The following is a 16059-nucleotide window of genomic DNA, read 5'->3' on the forward strand; positions in this document are numbered from 1 at the left end:
GCGCGCCGGCGGCCGGGATGTCAGCCGCCGAGCGAGCCCTTGGTGGACGGGATCTCGCCCGCAGCCTTCGGATCGATCGCGACGGCGGTGCGCAGCGCCCGCGCCAGACCCTTGAAGCAAGACTCGGCGATATGGTGGCTGTTATCGCCATATAGGGTCTCGACGTGGAGAGTCACGCCGGCATTGATGGCGAAGGCCTGGAACCACTCGCGCACCAGTTCGGTGTCGAACTCGCCGATCTTGTCGCGGGGAAACGCGGCCTGGAACACCAGGAAGGGGCGGCCGGAGATGTCGATGACCACGCGCGTCAGCGTCTCGTCCATGGGCATGTGCACGCCGGCATAGCGGGTGATGCCCGCCATGTTGCCGAGGGCCTGCTTGACCGCCTGGCCGAGCGCGATGCCGGTATCTTCGGTGGTATGGTGATGATCAATGTGCAGGTCGCCCACCGCCTTGACCGTGAGGTCGATGCGGGAATGGCGGGCGAGGAGATCGAGCATGTGGTCGAAAAAACCGATGCCGGTGGCGATATTGGCCACGCCTGATCCATCGAGGTTCAGGGAGACCTCGATGTCGGTTTCCTTGGTCTTGCGCTTGATCGTCGCGGTGCGCATTGAAGGCTTTCGCTGGGGTTTGGCCTGAAACGCCAGTCTCTTAACAGCCAAATGACGCCTTCGCTACTGCGGGAACGGCTGGCCGGGCCTCTACTTCTGCCTATGGTGAGCGAATTAGGCCCGGAGCGGCCCGTTGTGCGCCCCGCTCGGACCGCCTAAATCAGGCCGACAACGAGGATCGTTCATGCAGGATTCCCAGAACAGCTCACCGGGTTGGCACGGCACCACGATTTTGACGGTCCGCAAGGCCGGCAAGGTGGTGGTCGGCGGCGACGGGCAGGTCTCGATCGGCCAGACCGTGATCAAGTCCAATGCCAAGAAGGTCCGCAAGCTCGGCAAGGGCGACGTCATCGGCGGCTTCGCCGGCGCCACCGCCGACGCCTTCACGCTGTTCGAGCGGCTGGAATCCAAGCTGGAGCAATATCCGGGGCAGCTGACCCGCGCCGCGGTGGAGCTCGCCAAGGACTGGCGTACCGACCGCTATCTGCGACGGCTCGAGGCCATGATGATCGTCGCCGACAAGGACGTTTCCCTGGTGCTGACGGGCACGGGCGACGTGCTCGAGCCCGAGGCCGGCGTCATGGCGATCGGCTCCGGCGGCAATTACGCGCTGGCGGCAGCCCGGGCCCTGCTCGACACCGACAAGGACGCCGAGACCATCGTCCGCCGCTCCCTCGACATCGCCGCCGACATCTGCGTCTACACCAATCGGAATCTGACGATCGAGAGCCTGGCGACGGGATAGGCCATGGCGCCCTCCTACACCTTCCGCCCGATGACCGCGGCCGACATGCCACTGATCCGGCGCTGGCTGGACGCGCCGCATGTCGCCGAATGGTGGCATGATCCGGAGACGCTTGAGTTCGTCGGGGGCGATCTCGATCATCCGGATCTGGCCCAGTTCATCGTCAGCCACAACGATCGGCCCTTCGCCTATCTCCAGTGCTACCAGATCGGCGATTGGCATGTCAGCTTCGGCCCGCAGCCGGTCGGCACACGCGGCCTCGATCAGTTCATCGGCGAGGCCGACATGCTCGGATGCGGCCACGGCTCGGCTTTCATCCGTGCCTTCATCGACCAGCTCTTTGCGCGCGGCGTGCCACGCATCGTGATCGACCCCAGCCCCGCCAATCCGCGCGCCATTCGGGCCTATGAGAAGGCCGGATTCGTGGCGCAGCACGAGATCGTCACGTCTGATGGCCCCGCACTCCTGATGATCCGAGAGCCATGACGCTCGCAGCAACCCCCACCGTCAAGACCGCATTTCCGCCGCTCGGCTGGGCCGGCATCGCGCTGGTTCTGCTGGCGCTGCAGGCCGCGATCCTGTTCGCAATGGGACGCGTGCCGATCTGCACCTGCGGCACCATCAAGCTGTGGCACGGTGTGGTGAACAGCTCAGAAAACTCCCAGCACATCGCGGACTGGTACACTTTCTCGCACGTGTTGCATGGCTTCCTGTTCTACGGCCTGACCTGGCTGCTGTTCGTGCGCCTGCCGTTCCTCCATCTCTCCTGGCCGGCAAGGCTGATCGCCGCGATGCTGATCGAAGGCAGCTGGGAGATCGTCGAAAATTCGCCGTTCATCATCGAGCGCTACCGCGCAGGCACGATCTCGCTCGACTATTACGGCGACAGCATCGTCAACTCGGTCTCCGACAATCTGGCCATGATCCTGGGGTTCCTAGCCGCACGCGCGCTCCCCGTCAGCGCGACCGTCCTGCTTGGACTCGCCTTCGAGATCGTACTGGCGCTTCACATTCGCGACAATCTGACGCTGAATATTCTGATGCTGATCCATCCGATCGACGCCGTGAAGCAATGGCAATCGGGCCCGCCGATCATCTGAGATAAAATGCGGCTTGTCCTAGGCCGCCTCCCGCCCTAGCTAAGCAGACATGACAGACTTCTCCCCCCGCGAAATCGTCTCCGAACTCGACCGTTTCATCGTCGGCCAGGCCGATGCCAAGCGTGCGGTCTCGATCGCGCTGCGCAACCGCTGGCGGCGCCAGCAGCTCACCGGCTCGTTGCGCGAGGAGGTGCTGCCGAAGAACATTCTGATGATCGGCCCGACCGGCGTCGGCAAGACGGAAATCGCGCGGCGATTGGCAAAACTGGCGAATGCGCCATTCCTGAAGGTGGAAGCGACCAAGTTCACCGAGGTCGGCTATGTCGGCCGCGACGTCGAGCAGATCGTGCGCGATCTCGTCGAGGTCGCGATTGCCCAGGTGCGCGAGCGCAAGCGCAAGGACGTCCAGGCGCGGGCGCAGCTCGCCGCCGAGGAGCGCGTGCTCGATGCGCTGGTCGGTGCCAATGCCTCGTCCGCGACGCGGGAATCCTTCCGCAAGAAGTTGCGCGCCGGCGAGCTCAACGACAAGGAAATCGAGATCGAGACGCAGTCGTCCGGCGGCGGCATGCCGATGTTCGAAATCCCGGGCATGCCGGGCGCGCAGATGGGCGCGATCTCGATCGGCGACATCTTCGGCAAGTTAGGGGGCCGAAGCAAGACGCGGCGGCTGACGGTGGAGGGCTCGCACGAGATCCTCGTCAACGAGGAATCCGACAAGCTGCTCGACACCGAGCAGCTCACGCTGGAGGCGATCAGTGCGGTCGAGAACAACGGCATCGTCTTCCTGGACGAGATCGACAAGATCTGCGCCCGCGACGGCCGCGTCGGCGGCGACGTCTCACGCGAGGGCGTGCAGCGCGATCTCCTGCCGCTGATCGAGGGCACGTCGGTCTCGACCAAGCACGGCGCGGTGAAGACCGACCACATCCTGTTCATCGCCTCCGGCGCCTTCCACGTCGCAAAACCGTCCGACCTGTTGCCGGAATTGCAGGGCCGCCTGCCGATCCGCGTCGAGCTGCAGGCGCTGACCCGCGACGACATGCGCCGCATCCTCACCGAGCCCGAGGCCTCGCTGATCAAGCAATATGTCGCGCTGATGCAGACCGAGGGCGTGACGCTCGACATCACGGATAGCGCCATCGACGCGCTGGCCGACGTCGCGGTCGCCGTCAATTCCACCGTCGAGAACATCGGCGCGCGGCGACTGCAGACCGTGATGGAGCGGGTGCTGGACGAGATCTCCTTCACCGCCCCCGACCGCAACGGCGAGACCGTCCGGGTCGATGCCGATTACGTGCAGAAACATGTCGGCGATCTCGCCAAGAACGCGGATCTGAGCCGGTTCATTTTGTAATTCACCAAGGCCGCGCTATTCATTCCGGCGTCGTCCCGGCGAAAGCCGGGACCCATAAACACCGGCGGTCCTTGTTGAAACAGATAGCAGCTCCAGCTCTGCCGCACATAACCACCTCTGGTTATGGGTCCCGGATCGGCGCTCACTTTGGACAACGCTACGCGTTGCCAAGAGTTCGCTTGTCCGAGACGACGGCAAGGGTTGACGCCCGCTGGGTGCCGCGTGCCCGCTAATATCTGGCAAAACCCCTGGCGCCTGCTGCTCGCGGTCAACGCCGCCGTCCTCGTCGGCGTGTTCGTCCACAAGATCCAGCTGCCGCCTTACGTCCCCTATATCCACCTCGTCGTCGATTACCATTTCGGCTTCATCAAGCGCGCGCTGATCGGGGCGATCGTCGCACTGTTCATGGAGAAGGTGCCGGTCTGGCTGGTGTTCGCGCTCGGCGGCGCGACATGGCTCGTGACGCTCGGGCTCTATGCAAGACTGTTCCGGAAGACGTTCGGCTTCACCGCGGCGACGCTGCCGGTGTTCGTCTTCACCGCGGGCTCACCGTTCTTCCTGAAGAATTTCATGCACACGCTCGGCCATTTCGACATCTATGGCTGCGCGCTGGCGATCGTGCTGCTGCTGATGCCGGCGGGCTCGCTGCTGTTCGTGGCGGCGGCCGCGCTGTTCGCGATCATTCTGGTGCTGATCCATCACATCCATCTTTTGATGTATGTGCCGACGATCATCACCATCGTCGTGATCAGGCATTACCTGGCGTGCGGCTGCAATCGCGTCAACGTTGCGTTCGGCATTGTCGCCCTCGCCGCCGTCTCTGCATTGTTCTTCGCGGCCCAGTTCCTGGGAACGATGCCGATCCCCGAGGCGGATTTCGTCGCGTATCTGAAGACCCGGATGGCCGATCCTGCGCGGACCGACCTGCTGCAATTCAGCTACATCTGGTACCAGCCGCTGGCGAAGGAGATTGCGGATACCTGGGGACGTCTGCCGCACAACATCCTCGGCGTGCCGGTGTTCGCCCTGCTGATCTGGCTGCACACGCCGCTGTGGCGCTATCTTGCGCGCCTGATCGGCGCGCTCGCGAGCGAAGCCCACCGCCGCCTCGTGATCGCGGCGCTGATCGGCATCAGCCTTGCCTATCTCGTGATGTTCGCGATGGTGTTCGACTATTCGCGCTGGATCTCGAACTGGGCGGTCTGCATGTTCCTGATCCTGCATGCGGTGAAGATGTTGCCGGCCAAACGTGAGACGGCGCTGATACCGACCGATGATCGCGCGACGAACATCTTCGGCGTGATCATCACTTTGATTCCCCGCGTCGGAATCATCCGGCCGTTTTAGAAGGTGCCTCCCTCTCCCGCAAGCGGGAGAGGCAATGGAAGCCGCACGCCTCGTGCTGCTACCCTCTCGCCCGGCGGATCCGCACATACAGCGCGCCCTCGCCGCCATGGCCGATAGCGGCTTCCTCGAAGCCGACAACGAAAGCGCGGAATTCAGGCAGGCTGAGCCATTCCGGCACCTGGCGGCGGAGCACACCGCTCTCGCCACCGCTGCGGCCCTTGCCGGTGATAACGAGCACAAAGGTCAGGCCTTCGTGATGGGCGCGGTGCAGGAATCCTGTCAGCGCGCGATGGGCGCGCATCTGGGTCATGCCGTGCAAATCGAGCCGCGCGTCGATCTCGCTGCGCCCGCGCGACAGCTTTGTCCGCTCGCGCTTGCCGAGTGGCGCCAATGGCGGCATCACGGGCTTCGTGGCACGCGGCGCCGGCGCGGCAGCCATCGGCCGCGGCGATGGCGCGGGTCGCGCGACCGGAGCGATCGTTGCCGGCTCGCTGCGCGGCGGCGGCTGCGCCTTCACCACACGGTGCTTCCGCAGCGGCTTGACCTGTTTTGCGACGAGGTCCCAAAGCTCGCGATCCTCCTCGCTCAGCGCGCGGCGGCGCGGCGAGGGGCGAGGCTCCAGCACGGGCGGACGGGACGATCGCTTCATTGCTGATCGGATCGAGGATTCACGCGCTTGCGCTGTTCGCGGTCGGGCTTGATGTTGGGACGCGGCTCGGGCAGCGGCACTGGGTTCGCCACCGCGACGGCGGCATCCTTGTCTTGTGCCGTGGCAGTCGAGGTCGCAGCAGCCTTGTTGGGTTCAGCCGGCTTCACTGCGGCCGCTGGGTTCTTCGGATCCTTGTCAGAATCCTTGGCCGGATCGGTTTGCGGAAACAGCTTGGCGATCTTCTGCGAGGGCCGCGGATCCGGCACCGGCAGCCTAGCGGCCCGTAGACTGGGATCGAGGCTCTTCGGCACCAGCATCACGAATTGCATGGGGTGGCGCAGCCGCCCGGAGACGCGGCCGGCCTCTTGGCCAGCGCCAAAGAAGAGATCGGCGCGGGCGGGGCCGATGATGGCCGAGCCGGTGTCCTGCGCGATCATCAGCCGGCGAAATGGTGTCTTGGACCGTTCGGATTCGATCGGCAGCTCGCCCTCGATGAAGAAGGGCGTGCCATAGACGTGCAGCGCTTTGTCGACCGCGATCGAACGGCCGGCCGTCAGCGGAATGCCCTGCGCGCCCACCGCCTCCTCCTTGTCGGAGAGGTTGACCTCGCGGAAGAAGATGTAGGCGCGGTTCGCGCGGCGCAGCTCCTTGGCGCCATCAGGATTCTGCGTCATCCATTCCCTGATCTTCTGCATCGACATCTCCTCCCGCGGGATGATGCCGCGCTCGATCAGGATGCGACCGACGGCGGTGTAGGGATAGCCGTTATAGGCGTCGTAGTTGAGCCGAACCGAGCTGCCGTCCTCGAACTTGATCTTCGCCGAGCCCTGGATCTGCGCAAACAACAGATCGGTGGGGTCCTTCAGCCAGGCGATCTCCAGCCCACGGCCGGCGATCTTGCCGTCCTCGATCTCGCCGCGGTCGTAATAGGGTACGAGCTTGCGGCGACCGATCTTGCGATAGACCGGGCCCTTGTTGGGCAGGCTGAGCGTGTCCTGCTTGTAGCCGCGCACGAACAGATTGGACGGACGGCGATAGACCGGAACGTTGTAGATTTCGGTCTGCGTGCGCGATCCCTCCAGCACCGGCTCGTAATAGCCGGTGACGAAACCGTCGGGCTCGCCGAGGCGGGAGATGCGCAACGGCGCAAAATTCTGCTCGAAGAAGCTTTTGGCCTTCGCATCGTCGCTGAGCTCGAGCGATTTGGCGAGCCGGCACGGCTCGTTCAGCGAGCCGGCCAAAGCCTTCGGTTCGGATATGCCGGTCTGCGCGTTGATCGTCCGGCAGCTCCCACGGAAGGTCTTGTAGGCGGCGAGATGATTGTCCTCGCTCCAGCCCTTCACGTCCGCCCAGGTCACAGGTAGATATTGCGCGCCGGCAATCTCAAACGGCAAGGGAAGCTGCGGATAGGGCAAGGCCCGCGCCGGGGCGGCGGGCAAACGCGGGAGATGATGGTGGTGGCTGCGATGATGGCGGCGCGCCGCCTCGGCTCCGAGCGAAAACGACGACAGCGCGACGACACCTGCGCAAAGCGCCGCCGCGCTGGTCTTCAGGACAGTCTTAATTCGCGCTTCCGGTGCCAACCAGCTTCCAGTTCGGATCGCGAGAGGAGATGTCGCGGGCGAAAGTCCAGATGTCTGTGATGTCGGCGACCGTGTCGGCGCTGCCGTCGACGATGTTGCCGGCCTTGTCGCGGGTGGCGGAGATCATCTGCGAGACGAAGCGCACGGTGAGCTGGGCGTTGCGATCACGCACCTCGGCGCCGACGAGCTCGGCCTTGTCGATCGAGACGAAACGCGTCTCGGTCTTCTGCTCGTTCTTCTCGCGCTCCTTGATCGCGGCGTCGAAGCTCTCATAGACCTCCGACGACAACAGGTCGCGCAGCGCGCGGCGATCGCCATTGGCGAAGGCAAGCACGATCATCTCATAGGCGCCGCGAGCACCCGAGATGAAATGACGCGGATCGAAGCTGGAATCCTTCTCGACAATGGCGTCGAGACCCTGCGCGAGCGGGGTACCAGGCTCGGTCAGCCCCTTCCAGCGGTCGGCGGGCGGGGTCGGCTCAGCCGCCGGCGCCAGCGGGGCTTGGTCAATCACCTTGCCCGGCATGGTCACGACGTTCTTGTCTTGGGCGCCCTGGAGGGCGTCGCGGTTGAACGGCGGCCGCTCGTTGCCGGTGCGCTGCCCCAGCACGCTGCGCAGCCGCAGAAAGATAAAGACCGCCAGCGCCAGGAAGATGATAGTGTAGATGTCCACGTCGTATTCGCTTTCTGGTCTTTGCTCTGGGTCTTCAGGTCGTTGCCGGGAAAATCAATCCGGCCAGTCAACCGTTCCATACGGGAGCGGCAAGTCTACATCACCATTGAGGTCCGCGCGTCTGGTCCGTGGGATGTAGGCACGAAATCTCGCCCGGCCAATGGCGCCTTTTGGCACAGCGCGGAGTGTAGCGCGTTTTATGCTTAAGGGGAAACCCGATCCTGCCCGGAAATCGCGCATATTCAATCGTTTAAGGCGCGATTTCGGCAAAAGGCCGGGTTGAACGTCATAGTTGCAGGCGCGGCCCGGATAGGGCTACCGGAGCCGTTCGTCCTTGTGGAACGAGGCGGCCCTATGTTAGCCAACCGCCGCGAAATTCAGCCCAAATCGGGTAAGGAGAGACTTTCATGACCAACGGTAACGGCACCCCTCCCGAGGCGGCCCAGGCTCCCCAGCTGAACGTGCTGGCGCAATATACCAAGGACCTCTCGTTCGAAAATCCGAACGCGCCGAGCTCGCTCCAGCAGCAGAGCCAGCCGCCCCAGATCAACATCCAGATCAATGTCAGCGCCAACAACCTCAGCGAACAGGAGTTTGAGGTGACGTTGTCGGTCGAAGGCAAGGCCGAGGCCGCGGGCAAGGTGATGTTCTCGTTCGAGCTCGCCTATGCCGGCGTATTCCGCATCGCTAATGTGCCGCAGGAGAATTTGCATCCGCTGGTCATGATCGAGTGCCCGCGCCTGCTGTTCCCGTTCGCCCGCGAAATCATTGCGACCGCCGTGCGCGACGGCGGGTTCCCGCCGCTGATGCTGGACCCGGTCGACTTCGTTGGTCTGTATCGCCAGAACATGGAGCGGCAAATGGCCGCTCAGGGCCAAGCCGGTCAGGCCTGACCGGCCGCCACGGCTGCTGGAGCGGGAGCAGGAAGGTACTCGTTCCAGATCGCCTTGTCGCCGAGCGTTGCGATGAAGGCTCGATGGGCCTCGCGCTCGGCATCGGAAATCCGCGGCGCGAGCGGCACCAGGCGCTGCCGCCGCGGCGCTTCGCCGACGCTATTGACGCGAATCTCCTCGTTTTCCGAGGCCAGCAGCAGCTGCGACTGCCGCGCTCCGACCAGATCGACATAGACCTCGGCCAGAAGCTCGGCGTCGAGCAATGCACCGTGCTTGGTGCGGTGTGAATTGTCGATCGAATAGCGCGAGCAGAGATCGTCGAGCCGGTTTGACACGCCGGGATGCTTGCGCCGGGCCAGCAGCAGCGTATCGACCAGCCGTTCGCGCGGGATCGCCGCGCGCTTGATGCGGTCGAGCTCGGCATTGATGAAGCTGATGTCGAAGGAGGCGTTGTGGATCACCAGCGGCGCATCGCCGATGAATTCCAGGAAGGCGTCGACCACCTCGTGGAACAGCGGCTTGGTCGACAGGAATTCGGCCGACAGCCCGTGCACCGCAAAGGCCTCTGCCGGCATGTCCCGCTCAGGATTGATATAGACGTGATAGGTCTGACCGGTCGGCATGCGGTTGAATATCTCGACACAGCCGATTTCGACCAGGCGATCGCCGCGAAGCGGGTCGAGGCCGGTGGTTTCGGTGTCGAGGACGATTTCACGCATGATCTACGAAGCCGTGTGATCTAAGAAGCCGTGTGCACGCGGCGAATCAGGCCCGCCGCTGCGGCATCTTAACGACCTCGGCCAGGATGTGCTTGATTTGCGCACGCACCGGCTCGAGCCCGTGTGAGGTATCCACCACGAAATCGGCGCGCTTGCGCTTTTCAGCGTCGGGCATCTGCTTGGCGATGATGGCGTCGAGCTTCGCCTGGTCCATCGTGCCGCGCGCCAAGACCCGCTCGCGCTGAAGTTCCGGCGAGGTCGAGACCACGACCACAGCATCGACGCGTGTCTCGCCGCCGGTCTCGAACAGCAGCGGAATATCCAGCACCACGACCGGCGCCTTGGCGGCTTCCGCATCGGCAAAGAACTTCTGCCGGGACGCGCCGAGCATCGGATGGACGATCTGCTCGAGCTGCTTGATCGCAGCCGGATCGTGCACGACCCGCGCCGACAGCTTTGCCCGGTCGACCTTGCCGTTCGCAATGGTGCCGGGGAACGCCGCCTCGATCGCCGGCGCGGCTTCTCCCTCATACAATTGATGGACGGAGGCATCGGCATCGTAGACCGGCACGCCGGCTTCCGCGAACAATTTCGCGGTGGTGGATTTGCCCATCCCGATCGAGCCGGTCAGTCCAAGTATCCGCATCAAAGCCCAGCCATCTCTGTCGTTCACACCGCAACTAGCCGCTCGCGACGCAGGAACGCAAGCAGCGGCAGCAGCGGCAGGCCGAGAACGGTGAAATGGTCGCCTTCGATGCGCTCGAACAAATGGATGCCGAGGCCTTCGAGCTGATAGGCCCCGACGCTGGTCGTGACCACGTCGCCGGCCGCATCGAGATAGGCTGAGAGCTCCGCATCGGTCATCTGCCGCATGGTCATGCGTGCAATCGAAACATCTTCGAAGACAATCTTGCCGTCATGCGCGATCGCCACCGCCGAATTCAGCTCGTGGCTGTTGCCGGCGAGATCGCGCAGCTGCGCCATTGCCTGATCGCGGTCTGCAGGCTTGTTGAAGAGGCGGTCACCAAGCGCCAGCGTCTGGTCGGCACCGATCACGTAGCTACGGGGATGATGCGCCGAGACGGCTCTGGCTTTTTCGCGCGCCAGCAGCAAGCCGATCTCGCGCGGGTTCGAAAGCTTCGATGCGGCCTGAATGCCGCGCTCGTCAATGTCGGCCGTGATCGCCTTGAATTCGAGCCCGGCATTCGCCAGCAGCATCTTCCGCGCGCTGCTCTGCGAGGCCAGGATCAACGGAAACTTGCCGCGCCAGAGACCCATCGCCGCAACTACTCGGAGGGCCGGTTGCGCTGGCGGTCGCTGTAGAGCTTCATGATCGCCGCCGCGGTTTCCTCGATCGAGCGGCGCGTGACGTCGAGCAGCGGCCAATCATGCTTGGCGCTCAGCTTGCGCGCGAATGCGACCTCCTCGGTAACCGACTGCTTGTCGATATAGCTGTCGCTGCCGGAATCGGCGCCCATGGAGAGCAGGCGGTTCTGCCGAATCTGGATCAGCCGTTCCGGCGTCGCATGCAGGCTGACGACCAGCGGCCGCGTTAGCGTCTCCAGCTGCGAGGGCACCGGAATGCCCGGAACCAGCGGCACATTCGCAGTGCGAATGCCGCGATTAGCGAGGTAGATCGACGTCGGTGTCTTCGACGTGCGGGACACGCCCACTAGCACGACATCGGCCTCGTCGAGGCCTTCGACATGCTGGCCGTCGTCGTGGATCATCGTATAGTTCAGCGCATCGATGCGCTTGAAATATTCCGCATTGAGCACGTGCTGGGCACCGACGCGCCCAGTGGTTGCCGCACCAAGATAAGCTTCGAACAGCTGCATCACCGGGCCGATGATCGACAGGCTCGGGACGTTGATCTCCTTGCACTTGTTCTCGAGCCTGGAAACCAGATCCTTCTCCAGCAGCGTGAACAGCACGATTCCCGGCGCCTCCTCGATCTCGTCGAGCACGCGGTCGAGCTGCTTCTGGCTGCGCACCAGCGGATAGACGTGCTCGACCGGCGTCACATTGGCGTATTGGGCCGCGACCGCCCGCGCCACGGTGATGAGCGTTTCACCGGTGGAGTCGGAGACGAGGTGCAGGTGGAAATAATTGTTCGAGGTCGGCACAGAAACTCTTTGTATGGCGGCGGGGCAGATTGTGGATTTCTGTGGAGCTTAACCCCTTGGAAAGGGATGTGCGACACCAGGGACGGGACAAGTGCCAATTTTCTTCACACCGCTGCCCGTCAGAACAAGTTTGCCCGCCCTCCGCCACGGAAGCGGGATTGCGCGGACAAGTGTCTTGATAAGCTGCCGACAGGCCGGTGCAAGCCCTTGAGGCTCGGTGACTTATCCGAACGGCAGGGGTTCACAAAGGATATGTTGATGGATGTGAACAAGTGCGCGTGAAGTCACGGACGGAATTGCGTGAGTCCAATCCACGGTCACTCAGACTCAAACCTTAAGAATCTAAGATTCTAGATTTGAGGAAGGCTCTACGGACAGATATGTGTGCACGGTGAGACCTTAACGAGTTCTTACTATCCCCAGTTCCTTTTGGGCATGCATTCCGGGCGCAGAAAATGTTCGAAGACGTCTATCTCTGGATCAAGGCGATCCACGTGATCGCGGTCATCTCCTGGATGGCCGGCATGCTCTATCTGCCGCGGCTCTTCGTTTATCACTCGGAAGCCGAAATCGGCTCGAAACAGTCCGAGACGTTCAAGGTCATGGAACGGCGGCTGCTCAAGGCCATCATCAACCCCGCCATGATCGTCACCTGGCTCGCCGGGCTTTATCTCGCCTGGTCTGGCCATTGGTTTTCGTTCGGCTGGCTGCACGTAAAACTGGCACTGGTCCTCGCCATGTCTGCGGTCCACGGCTTTTTTTCCCGCTGGCTGAAGGATTTCGCCGCCGACCGGCGCCCGCGAACCCAGAAATTCTATCGGATTATCAATGAGGTGCCGACCGTCCTGATGATTTTCATCGTCATCATGGTGATCGTGAAGCCGTTCTAGGCAGGGCTTGCGACCATCCGCTCAGCGCTTCGGCTTGCGGAGCGGGAAGCGATTTTCTATATTATGTCCATCCCACCCAACGCAGGCGGATGTGGTTGTGTCTGAGCTTTTCAAAAGCCGGACACCGCATCAGGTTTGAAGCCTCTCCGGCACTTAACCTTGCCAGACCTGCGGACCTACCTGCTCACGTCCGCATTTCAGAGCCACCTCGCACCCCCCTTCCAAGGTTACCCCACAGGACCACCCCAATGCGGGAAATTAAACTTCAGGACCTCAAGTCGAAAACCCCGGCCGAGCTGGTCTCGTTCGCGGAAGAGAACGGGGTCGAGAATGCCAGCACCATGCGCAAGCAGGAGCTGCTCTTCGCCATCCTCAAGCAGTTGTCGCTGGCCGAGACCGATATCGTCGGCGAAGGCGTCGTCGAGGTGCTCTCGGACGGCTTCGGCTTCCTGCGCTCGCCCGATGCGAATTATCTGCCGGGCCCGGACGACATCTACGTTTCGCCCTCGCAGATCCGCCGCTTCGGCCTGCGCACCGGCGATACCATCGAAGGCCATATCCGCAGCCCGAAAGAGGGCGAACGCTATTTCGCGCTGCTGAAGGTCAACACGCTCAATTTCGAGGATCCGGAAAAGGCCAAGCACAAGGTCAATTTCGACAACCTCACGCCGCTGTTTCCGAATCAGCGCTTCCGTATGGAAATCGACGATCCGACGCGGAAAGACCTTTCTGCACGCGTGATCGACATCGTCGCGCCCATCGGCAAGGGCCAGCGCGCGCTGATCGTGGCGCCGCCGCGCACCGGCAAGACCGTGCTGATGCAGAACATCGCGCACTCGATCACGCACAATCATCCCGAATGCTATCTGATCGTGCTGTTGATCGACGAGCGTCCGGAAGAAGTCACGGACATGCAGCGCTCGGTGAAGGGCGAGGTCGTGTCCTCGACCTTCGACGAGCCGGCGGTGCGCCACGTCCAGGTCGCCGAGATGGTGATCGAAAAGGCGAAGCGCCTGGTCGAGCATGGCCGCGATGTCGTCATCCTGCTCGATTCGATCACGCGCCTCGGCCGTGCCTACAACACCGTGGTGCCGTCATCCGGCAAGGTGCTGACCGGCGGTGTCGACGCCAACGCGCTGCAGCGCCCGAAGCGCTTCTTCGGTGCGGCCCGTAACATCGAGGAGGGCGGCTCGCTGACGATCATCGCGACCGCCCTGGTCGATACCGGCAGCCGCATGGACGAAGTCATCTTCGAAGAGTTTAAGGGCACCGGTAACTCGGAACTGATCCTGGACCGCAAGGTCTCGGACAAGCGCACCTTCCCGGCGATCGACATCTCGCGCTCCGGCACCCGCAAGGAGGAGCTCATCACCGATCCGCAGGTGCTCAAGAAGATGTACGTGCTCCGCCGCATCCTCAATCCGATGGGCACGATGGACGCGATCGACTTCCTGCTCGACAAGCTGCGCTCGACCAAGAGCAATTCGGAGTTCTTCGACTCCATGAATACCTGAGTGCGGTGCAGTAAATCATCCAAGGGCGCCTTCGGGGCGCCCTTTTCTTTTGTGCAGCTTTGCTGCGCCAGATATGCAGCATGAAGGATGGCTTCGAGCTTTGTGTGCCTCTGCCATAATGTGTTGATATCTCGTAATAATCCTTGAAGTTTGTGCAGCTAATCCTCCTCCAAGTGAGGAAGTCTTGCAGCAAAATGCTGCGGATATATTGCACTGCAATAGTGGCATTTGCTGCATGTATTCGTGCAGCAATTGCGCCGGTCCGCCGACGATGTTTGCGTTTTCACCGGGAGCTGGACAAATAGGCCATGCATCCACGCGACCAGACCATCTTTGCGCTGTCGTCCGGCCGGACGCCCAGTGCGATCGCCGTGGTGCGCGTCTCGGGCCCGCAAGCCGATGAAGTTCTGACGAGGCTCGCCGGCAAGCTGCCTGCCCCTCGGCGGGCCAGCCGTCGGCTGCTGCGCGACCCCGCAGGGCAGCCGATCGACGATGCCGTCGTGCTGTGGTTTCCGGGGCCGGGCAGCGCGACGGGCGAGGACATTGCCGAATTCCACGTCCATGGCGGCCGGGCAGTGCTGTCCGCGCTGTTCTCCGTTATTTCTCTTATTCCGAATATCCGGGCGGCCGAACCCGGTGAGTTCACGCGGCGTGCCTTCGAGAACGGCAAGCTCGACCTCACCGAAGCCGAGGGCCTCGACGATCTCATCCACGCTGACACCGACCGCCAGCGCCGCCAGGCTCTGCGCCAGTTGCAGGGTCTGCTCGGCGACCGCGCGCGCGACTGGCGCGAGCGCATCATCGAGGCGTCGGCGCTGATCGAGGCCGGCATCGATTTTTCCGATGAAGGCGACGTGCCCGCAGAATTGATGTCACCGGCGATCACGGCGATCAAAGCGCTGCACGACGAAATCACAAAAGTCCTTGCGGCACAGGGACATTCGGAACGCTTGCGTGGCGGGCTGGTGGTTGCGATCGCCGGCGAGCCGAATGTCGGCAAGTCGACGCTGATGAATCAGCTCGCGCGCCGCGAGGTCGCGATCGTCTCGCCATACGCCGGCACGACGCGTGACGTGATCGAGGTGCATCTCGACCTCGACGGCTATCCGGTCACCGTCATCGACACCGCCGGGATTCGCGAGACCGATGATCCAGTCGAGCAGGAAGGCGTGCGCCGGGCCCGTGCGCGCGCCGAGGATGCAGACCTGGTCCTGTGGCTGGTCGAGGGGAGCCAGCCGACAGATCCCGGGGCGATGCGGTCGCTTCGGAAATCCGGAGACGTCGAGCGGCCGGGCGGGGCGGTCTGGATCGTCCGGAACAAGATCGATCTCGGCGAGATCGGAGCCGGTCAGGCTCGCGGCGAGTTCGGAATCTCGGCGAGCCGGGGCGACGGCATCCCGGAGCTGGTCGAAGCGCTCGTAGTATATGCAGCCGATTTTTTTGCAATGAGCGAGGGCGCGGTGATCACCCGGGCCCGACAACGGGACCTGTTGGTCCGGGCATCCGACAGCTTGCGCCGGAGTTTGGACCTCGTAGAAGAGGGCGAAGAACTCGCCGCCGAAGAGCTGCGCGCCGGGGCCTTTGCCTTGGGCCGTCTGCTCGGCCGAGTGGACGTCGAGGACGTCCTTGGGGCCATCTTCCAGAAATTCTGCATCGGAAAGTAAGGCTAGTTCTTCAATGTAGAACTAGCCCTTGTTCCGTTCCTTATGTTTCACGTGAAACAGGGACGCTCTTCGTTGCTATTGGTTCACGTGAAGCAGCAACGAAACAGCAATTGCATCCCTCCACGTCATTGCGAGGAGCCCTTGCGACGAAGCAATCTAGTCTGTCTCGGAGCGGAGATTCTGGGTGC

17 protein-coding genes are annotated in these 16059 nt (G+C 63.0%); 9 read left to right on the forward strand and 8 right to left on the reverse strand.

The window, feature by feature from the left end; genetic code table 11:
* Positions 1 to 20 precede the first annotated feature (20 nt).
* The gene (gene hisB / locus LPJ38_RS04340; RefSeq protein ID WP_145630394.1) at positions 21 to 614 is read right to left on the reverse strand and encodes an imidazoleglycerol-phosphate dehydratase HisB; all 594 of its coding nucleotides are present in this window, start codon (positions 612 to 614) and stop codon (positions 21 to 23) included.
* Between the two features lie 184 nt (positions 615 to 798).
* On the opposite strand from hisB, the gene hslV reads away from it, so the two are divergent.
* From hslV to LPJ38_RS04365, 5 genes are all read left to right on the forward strand, one after another.
* A complete protein-coding gene (hslV, locus tag LPJ38_RS04345; protein WP_008539686.1) occupies positions 799 to 1359 on the forward strand; it encodes an ATP-dependent protease subunit HslV in 561 nt (186 codons plus the stop codon).
* 3 nt (positions 1360 to 1362) lie between these two features.
* On the forward strand, positions 1363 to 1845 hold the full coding sequence (locus tag LPJ38_RS04350) for a GNAT family N-acetyltransferase (protein WP_145630393.1): 483 nt from the start codon (positions 1363 to 1365) through the stop codon (positions 1843 to 1845).
* A complete protein-coding gene (locus tag LPJ38_RS04355) occupies positions 1842 to 2459 on the forward strand; it encodes a DUF2585 domain-containing protein (RefSeq protein WP_145630392.1) in 618 nt (205 codons plus the stop codon). Before LPJ38_RS04350 ends, LPJ38_RS04355 begins: the two co-directional genes overlap by 4 nt.
* Before the next feature lie 49 nt (positions 2460 to 2508).
* Positions 2509 to 3813, forward strand: coding sequence for an ATP-dependent protease ATPase subunit HslU (gene hslU / locus LPJ38_RS04360; RefSeq protein WP_145630391.1), 1305 nt, complete (start codon positions 2509 to 2511; stop codon positions 3811 to 3813).
* A gap of 222 nt (positions 3814 to 4035) precedes the next feature.
* A complete protein-coding gene (locus LPJ38_RS04365) occupies positions 4036 to 5160 on the forward strand; it encodes a hypothetical protein (protein WP_145630390.1) in 1125 nt (374 codons plus the stop codon).
* A gap of 58 nt (positions 5161 to 5218) precedes the next feature.
* Here the strand turns inward: LPJ38_RS04365 and LPJ38_RS04370 are convergent, their stop codons facing one another.
* From LPJ38_RS04370 to LPJ38_RS04380, 3 genes are read right to left on the reverse strand one after another with little or no spacing between them, the layout of a single operon-like run.
* Positions 5219 to 5809: a Smr/MutS family protein gene (locus tag LPJ38_RS04370; RefSeq protein WP_145630389.1), complete on the reverse strand. Its 591-nt coding sequence runs from the start codon at positions 5807 to 5809 to the stop codon at positions 5219 to 5221.
* Complete coding sequence (gene mltA, locus LPJ38_RS04375; protein WP_145630388.1) at positions 5806 to 7392, reverse strand: murein transglycosylase A; 1587 nt, start codon at positions 7390 to 7392, stop codon at positions 5806 to 5808. The genes LPJ38_RS04370 and mltA overlap by 4 nt, the downstream gene beginning before the upstream one ends.
* Positions 7370 to 8065 carry a Tim44/TimA family putative adaptor protein gene (locus LPJ38_RS04380; protein ID WP_145630387.1) on the reverse strand — a complete coding sequence of 232 codons (696 nt, stop codon included), beginning with the start codon at positions 8063 to 8065 and terminating at the stop codon, positions 7370 to 7372. The genes mltA and LPJ38_RS04380 overlap by 23 nt, the downstream gene beginning before the upstream one ends.
* A gap of 407 nt (positions 8066 to 8472) precedes the next feature.
* Here LPJ38_RS04380 and secB point away from each other — a divergent pair, with 407 nt between their 5' ends.
* Entirely contained in the window at positions 8473 to 8958 is a 486-nt protein-coding gene (secB, locus tag LPJ38_RS04385; RefSeq protein ID WP_008539662.1) for a protein-export chaperone SecB, read from the forward strand.
* On the opposite strand, the gene dnaQ is transcribed toward secB, so the two are convergent.
* The 4 genes from dnaQ to LPJ38_RS04405 are packed head-to-tail and all read right to left on the reverse strand — an operon-like array spanning position 8949 to position 11803.
* Complete coding sequence (gene dnaQ, locus LPJ38_RS04390; protein WP_145630386.1) at positions 8949 to 9677, reverse strand: DNA polymerase III subunit epsilon; 729 nt, start codon at positions 9675 to 9677, stop codon at positions 8949 to 8951. The genes secB and dnaQ overlap by 10 nt on opposite strands.
* 46 nt (positions 9678 to 9723) lie before the next feature.
* Complete coding sequence (coaE, locus tag LPJ38_RS04395) at positions 9724 to 10323, reverse strand: dephospho-CoA kinase (RefSeq protein WP_145630385.1); 600 nt, start codon at positions 10321 to 10323, stop codon at positions 9724 to 9726.
* A 23-nt stretch (positions 10324 to 10346) separates the two neighbouring features.
* Entirely contained in the window at positions 10347 to 10955 is a 609-nt protein-coding gene (locus tag LPJ38_RS04400) for a Maf family nucleotide pyrophosphatase (protein ID WP_145630384.1), read from the reverse strand.
* A gap of 8 nt (positions 10956 to 10963) precedes the next feature.
* Positions 10964 to 11803 carry a pyruvate, water dikinase regulatory protein gene (locus LPJ38_RS04405; RefSeq protein WP_145630383.1) on the reverse strand — a complete coding sequence of 280 codons (840 nt, stop codon included), beginning with the start codon at positions 11801 to 11803 and terminating at the stop codon, positions 10964 to 10966.
* Positions 11804 to 12258: 455 nt separating this feature from the next.
* On the opposite strand from LPJ38_RS04405, the gene hemJ reads away from it, so the two are divergent.
* The 3 genes from hemJ (at position 12259) to mnmE (ending at position 15871) form a co-directional block, all read left to right on the forward strand.
* Positions 12259 to 12693, forward strand: a complete 435-nt coding sequence (gene hemJ / locus LPJ38_RS04410; RefSeq protein WP_145630381.1) for a protoporphyrinogen oxidase HemJ — start codon at positions 12259 to 12261, stop codon at positions 12691 to 12693.
* Between the two features lie 248 nt (positions 12694 to 12941).
* Positions 12942 to 14207 (forward strand): transcription termination factor Rho, encoded by a 1266-nt coding sequence (gene rho / locus LPJ38_RS04415; RefSeq protein ID WP_011083462.1) that lies wholly within the window; start codon positions 12942 to 12944, stop codon positions 14205 to 14207.
* A gap of 308 nt (positions 14208 to 14515) precedes the next feature.
* The gene (mnmE, locus tag LPJ38_RS04420) at positions 14516 to 15871 is read left to right on the forward strand and encodes a tRNA uridine-5-carboxymethylaminomethyl(34) synthesis GTPase MnmE (RefSeq protein ID WP_145630380.1); all 1356 of its coding nucleotides are present in this window, start codon (positions 14516 to 14518) and stop codon (positions 15869 to 15871) included.
* The last annotated feature ends 188 nt before the right edge of the window (positions 15872 to 16059 follow it).

The organism is Bradyrhizobium daqingense (genome assembly GCF_021044685.1).
Lineage (GTDB): Bacteria > Pseudomonadota > Alphaproteobacteria > Rhizobiales > Xanthobacteraceae > Bradyrhizobium > Bradyrhizobium daqingense.